This window comes from Phytoactinopolyspora alkaliphila, from assembly GCF_010550695.1.
Taxonomy (GTDB): domain Bacteria; phylum Actinomycetota; class Actinomycetes; order Jiangellales; family Jiangellaceae; genus Phytoactinopolyspora; species Phytoactinopolyspora alkaliphila.
This window is the reverse complement of the sequence record NZ_JAAGOB010000008.1, coordinates 119,174-136,110: the sequence shown is the minus strand read 5'-3', so window position 1 is coordinate 136,110 and position 16,937 is coordinate 119,174. Positions and strand designations below refer to the sequence as shown.

The following is a 16,937-nucleotide window of genomic DNA, read 5'->3' as shown; positions in this document are numbered from 1 at the left end:
AACTCCCTCGCCGTCAGGCAGCCACCGTCACCGGCCCAGTCGGGCGCTGCTGTACGGAGTGACGGTGAGTTCGTCGATCACCGGTGCGAACTGGGACCGGAGCAGGATGCCCGGCCAGGTGTCCGACGCATAGCTCTCGCCGTCGATGTTCGGCTTCTCCTCGGACGAGAACTCGATGGTGTTCGAGCCCTTCTTCAACTCCATGGGCACGGTGAGCACCCAGAAGTTGTTCTCGTGGAACGTGCTGGGGAACAGCACCTCCACGGGTGCCGCGCCGTTGATCGAGATGTCGGCGCGGCGGGCCATCGGGTTCGGGTTGTAGTGTGTCGCCGGCGACTGCTCCAGGTTGGAGTAGCGGATTCGGACGGCATGCAGGCCCTTCTTCTCCGCCTGCACCTCGAACGTGAGGGTGTTCGCGTTGCCGGGCTCCCCGCCGATGCCGCCGACGGCCGACCCGCCGCTGGCGCGAGGGAGAGCCTGAACGGCGGCTGTTCCACTGATACGTGCATCCTCGGCCGGGTACACCGCTTCGGGAAGATTCCCGGTCGACTCCGCCACCTCGATCCGGTCGAGCAGGGTGGACCGAGAGTGGCCGGTGACCGTGATCTTGTTGATGCCGCCGGACAGGGACACGGCCACCGCCGACGACGCGGGGCCGGCTCGCGCCACGTCGACGCCGTTCACGGTCAGCTGTGCCTGGCCTCCGCCCAGTGTCGACGCCCGGACGGTCGACTCCGCGTCCCGGGCTGAATACACCCAGAAGGTCGCGGAATCACCCTTGCCGAGCTCCACGACGCCCGAGCCGGACGCCCCCCGGCGGCGGATCTCCGCATGATCGTAGACCGGCTGGGCGCCGTCCAGCTGTGCCAGCTCCGCCTCGTAGACCGCGGTGGAGGCGTCCGGGTTCGGCAGCGACAGGGTGATGCGGTCGACGAGCGCGTCGCCCTTGGTGACCCCGGATCCGTCCAGGCTCTGCGCCGCGAGAGAGATGACGTTCTCGCCTTCGGTCAGCTCGACCGTCGTCTCCGTGTAGTCCCAGACCACCCACTTGTAGCCGAGGGGCAGGAAGATCTCCTGCTCGGCTTCGCCGTTGACCCGCAGGAACACGTTGGTCGGGCCCTGCTCCTGAACCAGACTGTACGTGTTGAGCGAGTTTGCGAAGACCCGCAGATCGTAGGTTCCGCTCTGGGGCACGTCGACGGTGAAATCGAGCACGCCGTCCGAGCCGGTGCGCAGACCGCCGACGTTGTAGCGGCCGGAGGTGTAGAACTTCGACACGTCCGACGGTGAGCCTTCCGGTCCGTTGCGGCTGTAGCCGCTGCCCGTGTACGCGGCGTCCTCGGCCTCGAATGACCCTTCCCAGAGCTTCGGCGGTGTGGCGGTCGGCTCGGCATCACCGGCAGGTGTGAACACGATCTCGTAGGCCGACGACTCTTTGAGCTCCGGCAGGCCGTCACCGCCAAGATTGAACACCACCGCGCCGTCCTTGACCTCGACGACCTGCTCGGCGATGAGCGCGGGCGGCGCGGAGTCACCGATCTGGCCGGTCCACGGGATCTCCCTGATCCACGCCCGCACGGCGTCACCGAACACGTCGTCCGGAACGTTCTGGAACTCGACCCACGCCGGCCCGTCCGAGCCGCCGAAGATGGTCGTCGCCCGCGCCTTCTCCTCGTCGAGGGTGGCGACGCCCTGAAGCGTGTAGTTCTGTCCGGGGAACGGCGAAACCACCTCGACCGTGTGCCCGGTCATGCGGCCGTAGGCGTTGAACAGCCACCACTGGCCGTTGCCGCGGTTGGCCTGCACAGCCGTGTCGGACAGGTTGCCGTTCATGTTCCAGAAGGCGATCATCGCGTCGACCTTCGACTCCTCGATCGCTGAGATCCACTGGATCATCTGGCCGGGTACCGACGTGTGGTAGTTGAACGCGTACTCGTTGATGTTGATCGGCAGCTCGGTGCCCTCGTGCACGGTTCCGGCGAAGACCTCCCGCTCCCACTGCCGGTACGTGCGCACGGAGCCGCGGATCTGCTCCGGATGGCTGAGCTCGTGCCAGGTGATGATGTCCGGCACCGTCCCGGATTCCACCGCGTGCTCCATGAATCCTTTGACCTGGCTGTAGAGGATGCTGGTGTTCGGGCCGGAGATCCTGACGTCAGGCAGCTTCTCCTTGATCAGCGCGTAGGCGTCGTCCCAGGCGCGGAAGTAGTCGGTGGGGTCGTTGAGCCAGCTGATCCGGTTGTAGCTCCACTGACCGGTGCCGAACATGTTGCCCTCGGGCTCGTTGAACGGCTCGATGACGATGTGATCCAGGTACTCGGGGTCGAGCTGTGCGATCTGGTCGAGCTGCCGTTCCATTAGCTCCATATAGCCGGAGAGCTTCGCTTCGGGTGTGTCACCCGGCCACTGATACGGGAAGCCGCGGTAGTAGTCGGTAGTGCGGACGTAGATGTCGCCCCCGGTGGTGTCGGCCAGGGATCTGACCACCTCGAGGGCGTCGGAGCCGGGATGCTGCGCGCCGTCCTGCGCCTTGGTCGCCACCGTGCGGACATTCATGCCTTCGATGACGTTGTCCGTAGGCAGCCCGGGTCCGTACAGGCCGTAGAGGCTGCCTGATGCACCGCCGTGGAAGTCTCCGGTGTTCGTGGCCAGGTCGATGCTGATCTGCCCGGGACGAACCACGGTGACCTCCGCGGTCACCGGCCATTCGCCCGCGCTGCCGGCCACGCTGAACGCCCCTGGCTGTGCGTAATCGCCGGGGTCGACGTCCGGCCACGAGATGGCGAGCGGGCGATCGTAGCCGTCGGAGTAGGTGGCCGGTGCGGCCTCGGGCAGGGGCGGCGCGACGCCGACCTCTGTCCGGACGTCGAAGCTGTCCTGCTCGAGGGCGACGGGCTCGGGCACCTCGCCGACGATACCGGCCACCTGCTCAGCCGACAGCGCGGAGTGATAGACCCGGAAGTCGTCGATGGCTCCGGCGAACAGGGGATCGGGGTAGAAAGAGCGGCCGATGTAGCCGGCCCGGCTCGCCGAACCCGTGAGGAGCTCGCCGGCGCTGATCGAGGTCGTGGCGGTGCCGACGGCCGCACCGTCGAGATAGGTGGTGACGAGGCCCGCGTTCGAATCGAGCGTTACGGTGAGCGTCTTCCACGCGTCGGCGGGGAGCGCCGCGGAACCGGTGACCTGTGCCTCGCCGCCACCGCCGGACACGGTGACGGCGGTGCGCAGCCGGCCGTCGTTGTTCGACGGCGTGCTGAACAGGTAACGGGTGGTGTTGGTGCCCAGCGCATAGATCCATTGCCAGGGCGCGTTGCCGCCGTCCCACCTGATCCGGGTAGAGACGGTCAGATCGGAGGCGCCGCTCAGGACGTCCCGAGGCAGGTCGACATAGGCGCCACCGGAGCTCTGGGCGCCGCCAGGCAGTTTCAGGGCGCGCCCTGCGTCGGCGCCGTCCACGAACGAGGCAGTGGAGCCGTTGACGAGCGCGCCGTGGCGCCCGTGTCCGGACGTATCGGTGATGGTGCTGCTGGTGGCGTCATCGTCGTCGAACTCGTAGTGCACGGCAGGCTGTGGGGGCTCGGCCGCCTCGGGTGCCGGCTGGGCAGATCCCGCGGACACCAAGCTGGCGCTGAGCGCGGCGGCCACCACTGCTGACACAGTCCCCACCCGTAGTCGTCCTGGCTTGTTTGGCAACATCGTTGCTGCTCCTGACTTGTCGCTGGCGTTGGTCTGACGCTTCGTTCCCACGGTGGTGGCGTGCTTCTCCTCTCCGGTTGCCGGTCGTGTGCGCGGGTTGTCGAACCGGTTCGACAACCGGCTACAGTGCCCGGCCGTTTTCACTGGGGATTTTCGTCAGAGCGAGCTCGCGTACGTGGCGACCATTGTGAGCGATAACATTCGAGCGGTCAAGACCCGTTTTCGCCCACCGTTTGTGTCACCTGATCGTCGATATGTCGTCTGATTCACCACTGTGGTGCTGATCAGGAGCCCAACACCGTGGTTGAGGCCCGTTTGTGTCACCTGATCACATCTCAGATTGTGGACGCGAATCGATCAGGTGACACAACGGCGCCTGCGAATGCCTCTTCGCCATCTGATCCACTCGTCAGACGACCGGCGTCATGATCTATCTACCGTTGTGCGCCGCCAGGAAGGCCGTGCTCAGCAGGTAGGAGCCTAAGACCGGCTCGGGCTGCTCCCGGTTGAAGATCTCCCGGGCGTGGGTGAAGATCCGCTCGTCCCAGGCGGCCAGGTTGACCCAGCGCGGGGCCTGCAGGTCCTGCAGGCCGAGGTTCGCGGTGCCGTCGACCCGGTACCACACGTGTGCCTCGCCGTCCTCGTCGTAGTGCATGAGTCCGTCCGTGTACGTGGCGGCCATGCGGCGGACGTCGGTCTCGTCGAACACCATTCCGGTCCGGAAACCGGCGAGCACTGCCTCGACGCTGATCGCGGCGTGCGAGCCATCCTCGACCTGGCGAGCGCCGTTGTACGCCGGTGTCCACTCCGAGACGTCGTCCGCCTGGGTATAGCCGTTGTAGACGTGCCCCTTGGTCCACCAGTACTTCCACACGTAACTGTTGCCGCGGACCTCGAGGTCGTTGCGGAACGCGGTGAGCATCCGGACCGCCCGGTCGTGGTAGGGACCGTCGTCGACCAAAGTGGCCAGGTGGGCCTGTGCCGTGGCCAGCGCCAGGAACTGGTTGTGCGGCATCTCGCAGCCGTCGAAAGCGAGGGGCGTGCCCTTCTCCCAGACGTACCAGCCTTCGCCCTCGCTGTTCTGTCGCCACTCGTGATCGTGGCATGCGACGGCGGCACGGATCGCGCGTAGGTACTTGGCGGCCTTGGAGCCGTAGCGAGGCATCAGCTTCGGGTTCTTCCGGACGAGCCGGCAGAACTCGGCGATGGGGGCGACGACCATGCCGGTGTGCACGGAGAACGTCACGTAGTGGGACGTCATGGTGTACGTCCCGCCCTGCGGCATGGCCGGCGAGTTGTCCGATCGCAGGTCTACCGCGGTGGCGCGGGTCACTGAGGGGCTGGCGGCCCGGATCCGGGACACGGCGAAGTCCGGGCTGGTGGCGTCCATGGTCAGGTTGGTGAACGTGTCAGACCGATCGATCCTGGTGTCGGTGATGACCACGGTGAACCGGTCGGCGGACTCGTGGCTCACCTCCGCGGTGACGCCGTCGGCGTAGGCCTGTGCGGTGCGCAGGCGCAGCACCGGAGTGCCGTTCGCACCTGGGACGTCGACCTCGCCGCCGGTATAGGGTGCCCCTCCTCGCCACACCGGGAGTGACTCGCCGCGCCAGTCGGTCACGCCGCGTTCGCTGTCTCGGATCTCCATGATGGCGTCCACGTTCCGGCACATCAGGTCCAGATACCGGGTGTCACCGAAGGCGTCGTACATCGCGAGATAAGAGCGCAGAATGTACGACTGGCCCCAGGCGAGCGAGCCGCGGTTCTCGTTGGGAACGTCGGGCTGAGCCTCGCCGTGCTCGGTGAAATACGCCTCCGCCCAGTCGTAGGTGGCCCTGAGTGCGTAGTCGCGGGTTGCGGCACGGGCGGGTACGGCGCCCGCCAGGCCGCCTGCGACGCCGAGTCCGAGCGCAGCACCGGCCTGGAGCAGCCGTCGGCGTCCGATGGTGGGATAGCTGGTCATCGTCGTTCCTCCGGGGGTGAGGGGAAGGGGGACGGTAGGAAATGCTCAGGGGAGTGGAGTGCGGGAAGGGAGAGCGCGGGGTGCCGCTCAGCCCTTCACCGCGCCCTTCATGCCTTCGAGGATGTGGCGCTGCATGATGATGAAGAAGACCAGGACCGGGATCAGCGAGATCACCGTGCCGGCCGCGAGCGAACGGACGTCGGTACCGGTCACACCGGTGAGGTAGGAGATTCCGAGCGCGATCGGGTACTTGCTGGTGTCCTTGAGGACCACCAGCGGCCAGATGAAGCTGTTCCATACCGAGATGAAGCCGAAGATGGCCAGGACAGCGAGCGCCGGCTTGGCCGCGGGCAGCATGACGTGCCAGAAGACCCCCCACTCCTTGCACCCGTCGATGCGTGCGGCGTCGTCGAGCTCCTGCGGGACGCCGGCGAAGGTCTGGCGCAGCAGGAAGATGCCGATCGCGGAGAGCAGGCCGGGCAACATGACACCGGCGTAGGTATCGGCCAGCCCGAGCTCGGAGATCACCAGGAAGCGCGGGATCAGCATCAGCTCGCCCGGTAGGAACATCGTGGACAGGAAGAGGAAGAAGATCACCGTGCGGAACGGGAACCTCATCCTCGCCAGCGGGTAGGCCGTCAAGGCTGAGATCGCCAGATATGCCGGAACCATCACCCCGACGTAGATCGCCGAATTGAGGAGGTAGCGGGGGAAGTCGATCACCGTCCACGCCCGGACGAACCAATCCGCGACCGGCGGACGCGGGATGAGGTCCGGCGGGAAGGAGAAGACGTCCTGCGTGGCGGGCTTCAGCGACGACGCCAGCAGCACGATGAACGGACCGACGAAGATAGCCGCCAGGATGAGCAGCAAGACATAGTTGCCCGCGAGGGTCGACGCGCGGCGTCGGCGGGTTCCGACCGTCATCGGCGCTCCTTCGTGATCTGGTAGTTGACCACGGCCAGGATGATCATGATGGCCCAGAGAACCAGCGCGATCGCGTTGGCGTAGCCGAACTCGTAGTCCTCGAACGCCTTGGACCAGACGTAATAGCCAAGGGTCATCGTGCTGTCCTGCGGCCCACCCCTGGTCATCACGTAGACCGAAGTGAATACCTGCATGGCGTCGAGCATGGCCATGGTGGAGGTGACGGCCACGTACGGGATCATCAGCGGCACGGTGATCTTCATCAGCCGGTGCCGGATGCCGGCGCCGTCGATCTGCGCTGCCTCATAGAGGTCGGCGGGGATCGCCTGCAGGCCGGCCAGGTAGATCATCATGTAGATCCCCATGCTCTTCCAGCCCTCGATGATGATCAGGCAGGGAAGCGCCCAGTCACTGCTCAGCAGCCACGCGGTCGGCTCGTCCGCGATGCCGACGCTGGTGACGATCCAGCTCAGAATGCCCTGGGCATCGAGAACGTATTTCCAGGTGACCGCGACAGCGACCATGGAGACGACCACGGGCATCACGATGGCGAGGCGGAAGGCCTGGATGCCGGGGATCTTCTGGTTGACCAGGACGGCGAGCAGCAGGGGCACGGCGACCGCGAGCGGGATCATCCCGGCCAGGAACAGGAACGAGTTGACGAGGGCTTCGGAGAAGCGCGGATCGTTGAACATCCGCTCGAAGTTCTCCGTGCCGATCATGACCGGGGCGGAGATGCCGTTGTACTTGTAGAAGGCGAGCTGCATGGCCTGCGCGGCCGGCCAGACGAAGAAGATGGCGAACAGTGCCAGCCCGGGCAGCATGTACAGCCACGGGGTCCATATGGCGGGGTGGTTCGACTGTGCGCGCCAGCGCGATGCTCCCGGCGGCCGGGCGCTGGCTCGGCGGCGTCGTGACAGCCGCGCGTCCACCCGTTGAGAAGGTGGATGCGGACTGGTCGGATCGACCACCGGCGTCAGCTCTGGTACGTCGCTTCCGGGCTGCTGTGGCATCTCACCTCCGGCTGTGACCTGAGTTCAGATTAGGTCGTAGAGAAATGGTTCATCATGCGTCCTAAACATCGCAGCGACTATAAGCAGAGCCTCCCCATGCCGTCTACCCCTGAACCCTCGAGAATTGTGTCAACCATGTGACAAGGCACTTCGTGATCCGAGGGCAAGCGAATGGCCAGCAGTGCCGACGTGTTCAGTCTTTGCCTATTGACTTGTGTGTCGTCGTGTCCGAAACTGGTCCGCATCATCGAACGGCGCCGCGCCATGGCTTCCATTCCACCCTTTGCGTTCAGGAGAGACCATGCGAACCGATCCCACATCCGTCCGGCCGATACGACGACGGGCCGCGCTGGCCGCGCTGGCCGCGCCCGCGATCGCGCTGGCGTTGCTTACGTCGGGCTGCATCAGCGGCGGCGCCGACACGGAAGAAGAGCCTGAGCAAGCCGAAGAGACCGAACTCGGCGGGGAGGTCGAATGGTGGACCATCAACCTTCAGGCCAACTATGCCGACTACATCCAGGGCATGATCGACGCCTATGAGGAGCAGAACCCCGGCACCACCATCGACTGGGTGGATGTCCCAGGCGCGGACCTCGCCACGAAACTGCTGGCCGCTATGGCCGCAGGGGATCCACCGGATCTAGTCAATATCGGCTCCCCGGATCTCGGGCAGTTCCAGGAGTCGCTGACCGACCTGAACGCCTACTTCTCCGCCGAGGAACTCGGTGCGTACCAGGAGTCGCTGTACGAACCGTTGCAGAGGGACGGCGCACAGACCGCGTTGCCCTGGTACAACGGCGGGTCGCCGGTGGCCATCTACCGGCAGGAGGCCATAGAAGGCACGAGCTTCGACCCCGACGCTCCGCCGGCCACGTTCGACGAGGTCCTCGACCTCGCCGCCGAGGTGGAGGAGGACGCCGGAGTCTTCGGCATGAACTCGATCCCGAACCACCTGGTGCTGCCGCATTATGGCGTGGAGATGCTGAACGAGGACCGGACGCAGGCCGCCTTCAACACGCCGGAGACTCTCGAGATCCTTGAGGAATGGAAGGCGGCCTACGACTCCGGGGCCATCGCCCCGGGCGCCATCTCCAAGGACACCCGGAACCTGCCGGAGAACCTGGAGAACCGCCGCGTCGGCATGGTCGTCAATGTACCGGCCGCCCAGCTTGTCAATACGGAGAACAACGCGCCGGAGGTGTACGAGGACCTCGTGGTGACCCCGGGCGTGCGCACCCCGGACGGGAAGCTGCGCCTGCAAGGTCAGCAGACGTTCGCGATCCCGTCGGGCTCGGACAACAAGGGGACGGCCGCGGATTGGCTCAAGTTCGTCACGAACGCGGAGAACCAGCTGGAGTTCTGCAAGATCGTGGCGATCTTCCCGTCCACCAAGGCGACCCTCGAGGACCCGTTCTTCGAGAGCGAGGGCGACGAGCCCACCGACGTGGCTCGCAACATCATCGTCGAGACGCTGCCGGACCTGGAAGACGGAGCGTTGGGAACGTCCAAGGACACCCAGCTCGGTGAACTCTTCAGCGAGCAGATCCGGGCCTTCCTGCAAGGCGACATCGACGCTCAGACCGCCCTTGACAATGCCGAGCAGCAATGGAATGCGGAGCTTCAGTAATGCCAGAGCAACTCAGAGTCGGCATCGTCGGCGCTGGAATCATGGGGACGGGCAACGCCAGGGTGATCGACTCCCTGGCGGAGTCCGAGGTGACGGCTATCGCCAGTGGGACCCGTGAAGGAGCGGAGAAACTCGCCGGCGAGTTCGGCGGCCGGCCCGCCGTGTTCGACGACTACGACCAGTTGATCGAATCCGGCACCGTGAACGCGGTGGTGGTGGCCACACCCGACCATCTGCATGCCGACGTGGTCGTGAAGGCCGCCGCGGCAGGGTTGCACGTCCTCGTGGAGAAGCCGTTCACCACGTCGGTGGAGGATGCCGACCGGTGTGTCCGCGCGGTCCGTGCGGCCGGCGTGACCGCGATGTGCATCTTCAATCACCGCTGGGTGCCGGCGTATGCGCAAGCCAAGGACCTGATCGCCGGGCTGGGAAGTCCGGCCGTCGGGTACGCCCGCAAGGACGACACCATCTATGTGCCGACCGAAATGCTCAGCTGGGCGCAGGACACCACCTGCGCCTGGTTCCTCTCCAGCCACGACATCGACCTGATCACCTGGCTCTTCGACGACGAAGTCGAGCAGGTGTACGCGACCGCCCGCTACGGCAAGCTTCGCTCGATGGGCATCGACACCCCGGACGGCGTCCAGATCCAGGCTCGGTTCACCCGCGGCGCGGTAGCGACATTCGAGTCGGCCTGGATCTACCCCAATACCTTCCCGACCATGGTCGACAGTTACGTCTCGCTGATCTGTGACGACGGCGTGATCCAGCTGGACCGCCAGAAGGAGAACATCGTGATGGCGACGGCTGAGGGCGTCGCCTTTCCACGGAACATGTTGCAGCGCACTGTCCACGGCGTGCACGCGGGCGCGTACCGGGACGCGATCGCGCACTTCGTCGATTGCACGATACGCGGAGTGGAGCCGCTGATCACGGTGGAGAGCTCACGTCACGTGACTGCCGTCCTGGCGGCCGCCCACACGTCGATCGCGACGGGAGCGCCGGTAGCGGTGGCGGAACAGGTGGCGGGATGACCCGATGGGTAGAGAGCCCTCCGCACATCGACGAGACCCGGATGCGGCACATCACCGACCGGCACCTGGTGGACTCGCTCGATCTGACGCTTCCGGGCCTGGAGACGGTAGCCAGGGCCGCGGACGACACGGACCGCGCGCTGCGCGAGTGGCGTGCCTATCGCGCGAGTGGCGCGGCGCCGTCCCCGGTGGCCGACATCCGGCGCTGGGTACAGAGGCGCCGGTCGCGGCCGTCGGCGCCGCCGGCCGACGACGCGCTGCGCAGCGCTCGAGTGGTCCGGCACGTCTTCGGCATCCGCGGCGGACGAGTCGGGTTTCTCGAGGCCGCCGAGGTGTTGCTCAACGAGGACGTCGATTTCGTCGATTCCAGCCGCGGCCGGTCCAGTTTCTACGGATTCCACTACCTGTACTGGATGCGGCCGTTGCTCGAGGCTTATGCGCTGACCGGGGACGCGCGGTACGCCGCCCGTTACGGTGAGCTGTTCTCGCAGTGGTACGACGCCCGGGATCAGGTGATAGGCGACTGGCCGGGGCTGGACGTCGTCTGGTACTCGCTCGGGCTCAGAGCCCGCAGCGGCATGTACAACCAGGCGATCTCGCTGCTCTCCGCGGAGCCGGCGTTCACCGACGAGCAGTGGCGGCGGACCATGAAGTCCCTGCTCGGTGGCGCTCGCTGGGCCGCTGAGGAGCACGTGACGTTCCGCAACGGCAACTGGCAGCTGGTGTCGGTCTGCGAGTTGGCACACGTCGCCTCGCTGTATCCGGAGTTCGCGGAGCACGGAACCTGGAACGAGGTCGCCCGGCGCCGGATCGAGGACCACCTGGAGCTGGATTTCTACGCCGACGGCTGCCACTACGAGCGCTCGCCGTCCTACCACACGATGTGCATGGAGGCGCTGCACGTCGCGGCGCTCTCGGCGGACCCGGAACAGTGGCCGCTGGCCGACCACCCACGGCTGCGCGCCGCCCACGCGTGGCTGGCCGACATGGCGCATCCGGCCGGCTGGCTGCCTCACCTGCAAGATTCGCACCTCGTCCGACCGGCGGAGATGCTGCTGATCGGTCACCATCTCTACGGCGTGCCGGAGTGGAAGTGGCTGGTCGAGCGCTGGATGGACCCCGATCACATCGTCGACCGGCTGGATTGGCTGGGGCCGCGCCCCGACGGCACCGACCCGGTCGAGTTCTTCCTCAACGCACCGAGCATCGAGCCGAGCGGCCGAAGCGAGCTCCTCCGGCCGAGCGGATACGCGATGCTCCGGCAAGGCTGGGCGGTGGACGATCTCACGGCGGTCGTGAACGCGGGCCCGTACATCGGGCATGAGCTGGAGCCGCATTCGCACCACGCCGCCCTGGACTTCGTCATCTCCGGCTGGGGGGAGGCGCTTGCCTGGGAGGCCGGCGGACCACCCAGCTACGACGACCCCGGCTACTACACGTGGTACCAGGCCGGTCGCGGGCACAACAGCGTCGTGCTCGACGGCGAACCGAACTCGTCCGAGCGGAACACCGTGGTGGACTCGTTCTGGACGCTGGGAGGCAATTCACCTCGGCATCAGCGGCACGGTGTCGACGTGGTGGCCGGACGGCATGACGCGTTCGTCCGAAGGCACCGGCGACGGATGGTCTTCGTGCGCTCCGATCCGGCGTACTGGCTGGTGGTCGACGACTTCGGGGACGAGCCGGTCGAATCCACCTGGACGATTCACGGGCGCTCGCCGTGGAACGACGACGGCCGGCGCCGTTTCGTCTCCGAGGCCGCGCCGGGGCTCGTCGTGGTGCCGGTGGACCGCCCGAGCGGCGTCGAGCACGGTACCGGACCCGCCCGTCTGCCGGCGAGTCAGGTGGCGCTCGCCTCCGACGGCGAGGGTGACGGTGAGCGTGACCTGGCGCTGCGCACGCGGCGGTCCCGGCCGGACGAGTACGGCACCATCCACGGTCTGCACCTCTCCTACGAGTGCGCCCGGCTGCGAACGGTGCTGGTCCCGTTCGGCTACCAGGCCCCCGAGGTCGAGGCCGAGGCCACCGGCGGCGAGTTGCTCGTCGTCCGGATCGCGGGCGCCGTCGACGAGTTCGGGTCCGGACACTGGACACGTGCCTACGCCGACGGGCGGGTGGAGCTGGCGCGGTGGGATCTCGATCCGGAAGAACCCGAGCCGGAGACACGCCAGGGTGGCGAGACGATGCCCGCCATCGGCGGCCGCGGACTGTGCGCGTGGTGGTGCCGGACCGGCGACGGTGTTCTCACCGCCGAGCTGGTCACGGACCGCCATGCGACCGTCACGGTGGACCCACCTCTCGGCGACCCCGGAGGCGGACAGATCGTGGTCAACGGTGTGGTGGTGGGCGAGGCGGCGGCTGGTCCGAGCAGGATCACGCTACCGTCCGCGGGCACCTGGTCGGTTCAGATCGAATGGCAGGGAACGCATGGTTGACCGTTCGGCGACCGTGCCGGCCGAGCCGCTGAGGTTGCTCGACGCCTCGGCATCACTCGGCCGGCACCCCGCCCATGACGTCGGCACCGGTACGCCGGGCGCCACGGTCTCCGGGCTCGATCGCTACGGCATCTCCGAAGCCGTGGTCGCCCACACGCTGGCGACCCACCACGACCCCGTGACCGGCAATGCGCGGCTGCTCGCCGACGTCGCGGACCAGCCTCGGTTACGGCCGTGCTGGACCGCCCTGCCACCGACCTGCGGCGAGTTCCCGGCCGGGCCGGAGCTGGTCGCGCAAGCGCGGGCCAGTGGTGTCGGGCTGCTGACCACCCGGCCCGGATCGCACGGCTTCGAGCTGGCCGGACCTGACATGGCGCCGCTGCTGGAAGCGGCGGCCGGGCACGGGCTGCCGTTGCTGATCGACGCCGCCGAGACGGACTGGCGGTCGGTGGAACAGGTGGCCACCGCTCATCCGGAGCTCTGGCTGATCCTCACCGAGGTGGGCTACCGGGAGCTGAGGCGCCTGTGCGGCCTGCTGGAGAGGCGTCCGCGGGTGCTGCTCTGCACGGCCAATCTCTCCGGGCACTTGGCGCTGGAGTTTCTGGTGGACCGGTTCGGAGCGCACCGGCTGGTGTTCGGCACCGGGCAGCCGGTGCGCGACCCGGGCGAGGCAGTGCTCCGGCTGCTCTGGTCCGAGCTCGACGACGACGCCGTGCGAGCCATCGGCGGAGACACGATGCGGCAATTGCTCGCCGCGTCCCGACCTGTTCTGGAGGTGGGATGAACAGCCGTGCCCCTGCCGGATCGGTGCTGAGCCGCGAACCCTGGAGCGGGGCCCCGATCCTGGACGCCCATGCCCATCTCGGGCCGTACAACAGGTTCTTCGTCGCCGATCCGAGCGGCGAGGCCATGCTGCGGGTGATGGACCGGTGCGGTGTCTCCGGCGCGATCGTCTCGAGCATGCTGGCGGTCGAGCTGGACACCGAGGCCGGCAACGCCGAGACGGCGGCGCTGTGCGAGGCACACCCGTCCCGGTTCGCCGGCTACGTCGTGATCAATCCATGGCAGGATCCGGAAGCGGAGCTGGAGCGGTGGAGCGGGCACCAGTCCTTCGTGGGCGTCAAGCTCCACCCTGACCTGCACGAGTATCCGCTCGACGGGCTCCGCTACCGGCCGGTGTGGGAGTTCGCGGAACGGACCGGCCGACCGGTGCTCACCCACACGTGGGCCGGTTCGCAGTTCGACGACTTGTCGCACGTCGACCGGGTCGCCACCGATCACCCGCGGGCCAGGATCCTGGCCGGTCACTCAGGTGTGGCGCCGAGTTCCTTCGGTCGTGCGATCGAGCTGGCGCGACGGCATCCGGGGGTGTTGCTGGAGTTGTGCGGTTCGCACAACCACGGCCGGGCGATCGCCGAGATGGTGCGAGCGGTCGGCGCGGCCCAGGTGGTGTTCGGCTCCGACTTCCCGTTCATCGACCTGCGCATGTCCTTGGGCCGGGTGCTGTTCGCCGAGCTCGGCCCCGCGGACCGGGAGGCTGTGCTCGGCGGCACCATGGCGGGCGTCCTGGCCGGCGGGCACTCGGGCGCCGCCCTCCTCGACCGTCTCGAGAAAGATCCGGCACACTGGCAACCGTGAACGACGACGCCTCCCCGCCAGCTGAGCTCCCCGCACGCTCCGCCTCGGCCGGCGAGCACCTGGCCCAGGTCCGTGCCCCGGTGACAATCGGCGTCGTCGGACCACCGGACGTGGTGCAGAGCATTCTCAGCCTGGACACCGCCGCCGGGGGCAACGTCCGGCTGGTCGGAGCGGCCCATCACGCCGACTCCGAGTTGCTCGCGCGGGCACTCACTGTGAGCGAGCAGGCTGACATCATCCTGTTCACCGGCCCGCTGCAGTACGACCTGGCGGCCGACCAGCTGCCGATTCCGTCGACGTTCGTGCCGATCAGCGGTACGTCGCTGTTCTCGGCGCTGATCCGCGGAACGGCCCGGCCAGACATCGAGATGGAACGAATCAGCATCGACTCCATCTCGGTAGCGGAGGTACGTGAGGCGTACGCCGACATCGGCCGCGATTCCAGCGAGCTGCACATCGCTCCGTACGACGGTCCGGCGTCGGTGGACGGTTTCGGCCGGTTTCACGCCGAGCTGTACTGGTCGGGCGCGACGACGGCGGCGTTCACGACGGTCAAATCGGTGGCGAACAGGCTGGAGGCGGAGGGGATCCCGGCCGTGCGGATGGCGCCGACCACGGCCAACCTGCGAAACGCGGTGGTGACCAGCGCGCTGATGGGGACCGGGTCACTGCTGGAGGAAGCTCAACTGGTCCTGATGACCGTCCACGTGACCTCGCCGGAGGGCTCCGGGCACTGGGGCTGGAGCAACTACCGGTTGCAGGGCGCCCGGCTGGCCGTGCACCAGTTGCTGCTGGAGGAGGTGGAAGCCGCCGGCGCGGCGCTGCTCGCCTACGAGGGCATGACGTTCGGCATCACCGCCACGGCGGGGGCGCTTCGCCAGCTCACGGACAACCTTCACACGGCGCCGTTCGTGGACCGGCTCCAGGCCGCCCTGGGTCTCCGGGCCTTCGTCGGCATCGGCAGCGGGCGCACCGTGCAGGAGGCCGACGCGAACGCCCAGCGGGCGCTGGGGCTGGCGCAGAGTCACGCCGGACACCCGGCACAGGTGGTGGGTGCGGACGGAGCCGTGGTCGGACTGCCGCCCCGGTCGCGCCGACGGGAGCGCGTTATCGCCGACGACAAGTACTCGCACGAGCGTGAGCTGCTGCGGCGGATCATCATGGCGCTGCCGGACACGGAGCCCGAGCCGCTGATCGTGGACGCCGCGAGAGTCGCCGAGGCACTGTCGATCACGCTGCGCAGCGGGAGGCGCATTCTGAACAGCCTGGTGGCAGCCGGTCTGGCATGGACGATGCCGCCGGCCCCGTCGCCCGGAGGCGGGCGGCCACGGCAGCGTTTCCGGCTGCTCGTCCAGCGGCTGGAGCCCCGCTGATGTCATGTCTCAGGACATCAGTGACACGTCGGGGCTACTTCGTGGTGACACTTCCCCGGCCCTGGCGGACGAGAGTCCGGACGCGCATGAACGTCCTCTCATGGCGATGAGAGGGGCGCAAGCCTCCTGGTTGCAACCGCGCGATCCGGCCACGGACTGAGAGCCCGTTGTCTATACCTTGCTCGCCACCACCATGTAGTTCTCGGCCTCAAGGTTGAACGTGCTCATTTCCGTCTGGAGTCCGACCCGGTGCAACTCGACTTCGAGTTCGTCGTATCGGTAGGGCCAGCACGACAGCAGTTCCGAGTGGACAAGAACCGACCCAGCTGCATCAACTTGCGCGACCGCAATCTCGATGTGGTGCTCCTCCTCCCAATGCGGCGCAATCTCCCAGCGGTAGACCACGACGGCAGCGCGACCGTTCCGGCGGACGAGTCGATCACTGATGTCCAGCCGGGAACCTCTGGCCCTCACGAGTTCCCACGTGCGGGAGGTGAGTACCAAGCGCCCGCCACGGCGCAGAAGCCGTGACATCGACTCCAGAGCAACAACTCTGCCTCTCGCGCCCACGGCATGGTGCAGCGAGTTGCCCACGCAGAACACCATGTCGAAAGTGGCGTCGTCGAAGCGGTCGGGCAGCTCTTGCCAGTCCGCCCGCACTGTCCGGACAGATGCCCTGAACTCCTCAGACAACTCCGCAGTCCGACGAACCATCGCTTCGCTGGCGTCAGTTGCGACAACGTGCATGCCAAGACCGGCGAGGCCAACCGCCAACTGTCCGGTCCCGCACGAACAATCGAGGACGTGAGCGTTCGACGGCAGGAGACTGAGGACGTCATCGAACGACGCAGCGAACTCGGCCGGAGCCAGCTTTGCATCGGAGATGAGCCACTCGTACACCTCGGCAAGCGCGTCATAGCCACTCACAACTACTACCTCCGTCACGCGGCAGACTCACGGTGGCCATCAGTACATCAGCGGAGCAAGTCGGTCACCAATGGTTTTCGCAAGGGCAACGCGTCCGCGCATGCCGCGGAGCGGACGGTCCGTGACGCGTGCCAGACATCGACCAATCCCCGCAAGTGTCACCGATGTCTTGAGACATGAAGTGTCACCGATGTCCCGACACAGATTCGTCACCGATGTCCTGCGAGATAACACTGGAGCCCCGCTGACTCAACGGTGGAAGGTTCCGTCAGCGGTGGAAGCTTGTATGGCCCCTGGCCCACGG

11 protein-coding genes are annotated in these 16,937 nt (G+C 67.1%); 6 read left to right on the top strand and 5 right to left on the bottom strand.

Annotation, left to right across the window (positions count from 1 at the left end; all coding sequences use genetic code 11):
* Positions 1-27: 27 nt before the first annotated feature.
* From G1H11_RS15905 to G1H11_RS15890, 4 genes are all read right to left on the bottom strand, one after another.
* Positions 28-3,666, bottom strand: coding sequence for a LamG-like jellyroll fold domain-containing protein (locus G1H11_RS15905; protein ID WP_216843810.1), 3,639 nt, complete (start codon positions 3,664-3,666; stop codon positions 28-30).
* Between the two features lie 460 nt (positions 3,667-4,126).
* Positions 4,127-5,659, bottom strand: coding sequence for a hypothetical protein (locus tag G1H11_RS15900; RefSeq protein ID WP_163819571.1), 1,533 nt, complete (start codon positions 5,657-5,659; stop codon positions 4,127-4,129).
* A gap of 87 nt (positions 5,660-5,746) precedes the next feature.
* Positions 5,747-6,586, bottom strand: a complete 840-nt coding sequence (locus G1H11_RS15895; RefSeq protein ID WP_163819570.1) for a carbohydrate ABC transporter permease — start codon at positions 6,584-6,586, stop codon at positions 5,747-5,749.
* Positions 6,583-7,599, bottom strand: coding sequence for a carbohydrate ABC transporter permease (locus G1H11_RS15890; RefSeq protein ID WP_163819569.1), 1,017 nt, complete (start codon positions 7,597-7,599; stop codon positions 6,583-6,585). Before G1H11_RS15890 ends, G1H11_RS15895 begins: the two co-directional genes overlap by 4 nt.
* Before the next feature lie 301 nt (positions 7,600-7,900).
* On the opposite strand from G1H11_RS15890, the gene G1H11_RS15885 reads away from it, so the two are divergent.
* Genes G1H11_RS15885 through G1H11_RS15860 form a run of 6 tightly spaced genes read left to right on the top strand, consistent with a single transcriptional unit; the run spans position 7,901 to position 15,706 of the window.
* The gene (locus G1H11_RS15885; RefSeq protein WP_163819568.1) at positions 7,901-9,226 is read left to right on the top strand and encodes an ABC transporter substrate-binding protein; all 1,326 of its coding nucleotides are present in this window, start codon (positions 7,901-7,903) and stop codon (positions 9,224-9,226) included.
* Positions 9,226-10,260: a Gfo/Idh/MocA family protein gene (locus G1H11_RS15880; RefSeq protein ID WP_163819567.1), complete on the top strand. Its 1,035-nt coding sequence runs from the start codon at positions 9,226-9,228 to the stop codon at positions 10,258-10,260. The genes G1H11_RS15885 and G1H11_RS15880 overlap by 1 nt, the downstream gene beginning before the upstream one ends.
* Complete coding sequence (locus G1H11_RS15875) at positions 10,257-12,695, top strand: heparinase II/III family protein (protein ID WP_163819566.1); 2,439 nt, start codon at positions 10,257-10,259, stop codon at positions 12,693-12,695. The genes G1H11_RS15880 and G1H11_RS15875 overlap by 4 nt, the downstream gene beginning before the upstream one ends.
* The gene (locus tag G1H11_RS15870; RefSeq protein WP_163819565.1) at positions 12,688-13,479 is read left to right on the top strand and encodes an amidohydrolase family protein; all 792 of its coding nucleotides are present in this window, start codon (positions 12,688-12,690) and stop codon (positions 13,477-13,479) included. Before G1H11_RS15875 ends, G1H11_RS15870 begins: the two co-directional genes overlap by 8 nt.
* On the top strand, positions 13,476-14,333 hold the full coding sequence (locus tag G1H11_RS15865) for an amidohydrolase family protein (RefSeq protein WP_163819564.1): 858 nt from the start codon (positions 13,476-13,478) through the stop codon (positions 14,331-14,333). Before G1H11_RS15870 ends, G1H11_RS15865 begins: the two co-directional genes overlap by 4 nt.
* A complete protein-coding gene (locus tag G1H11_RS15860) occupies positions 14,330-15,706 on the top strand; it encodes a hypothetical protein (protein ID WP_163819562.1) in 1,377 nt (458 codons plus the stop codon). The genes G1H11_RS15865 and G1H11_RS15860 overlap by 4 nt, the downstream gene beginning before the upstream one ends.
* A gap of 171 nt (positions 15,707-15,877) precedes the next feature.
* On the opposite strand, the gene G1H11_RS15855 is transcribed toward G1H11_RS15860, so the two are convergent.
* A complete protein-coding gene (locus G1H11_RS15855; protein WP_163819715.1) occupies positions 15,878-16,633 on the bottom strand; it encodes a methyltransferase domain-containing protein in 756 nt (251 codons plus the stop codon).
* Between the last annotated feature and the right edge of the window lie 304 nt (positions 16,634-16,937).

What these genes read in the sequence shown, in the direction of transcription:
- G1H11_RS15870 (WP_163819565.1), top strand. Translation starts at nt 12,688, where the DNA reads ATGGTTGACCGTTCGGCGACCGTGCCGGCCGAGCCGCTGAGGTTGCTC.
- G1H11_RS15895 (WP_163819570.1), bottom strand. Translation starts at nt 6,586, where the DNA reads ATGACGGTCGGAACCCGCCGACGCCGCGCGTCGACCCTCGCGGGCAAC.
- G1H11_RS15885 (WP_163819568.1), top strand. Translation starts at nt 7,901, where the DNA reads ATGCGAACCGATCCCACATCCGTCCGGCCGATACGACGACGGGCCGCG.
- G1H11_RS15875 (WP_163819566.1), top strand. Translation starts at nt 10,257, where the DNA reads ATGACCCGATGGGTAGAGAGCCCTCCGCACATCGACGAGACCCGGATG.
- G1H11_RS15890 (WP_163819569.1), bottom strand. Translation starts at nt 7,599, where the DNA reads ATGCCACAGCAGCCCGGAAGCGACGTACCAGAGCTGACGCCGGTGGTC.
- G1H11_RS15880 (WP_163819567.1), top strand. Translation starts at nt 9,226, where the DNA reads ATGCCAGAGCAACTCAGAGTCGGCATCGTCGGCGCTGGAATCATGGGG.
- G1H11_RS15865 (WP_163819564.1), top strand. Translation starts at nt 13,476, where the DNA reads ATGAACAGCCGTGCCCCTGCCGGATCGGTGCTGAGCCGCGAACCCTGG.
- G1H11_RS15900 (WP_163819571.1), bottom strand. Translation starts at nt 5,659, where the DNA reads ATGACCAGCTATCCCACCATCGGACGCCGACGGCTGCTCCAGGCCGGT.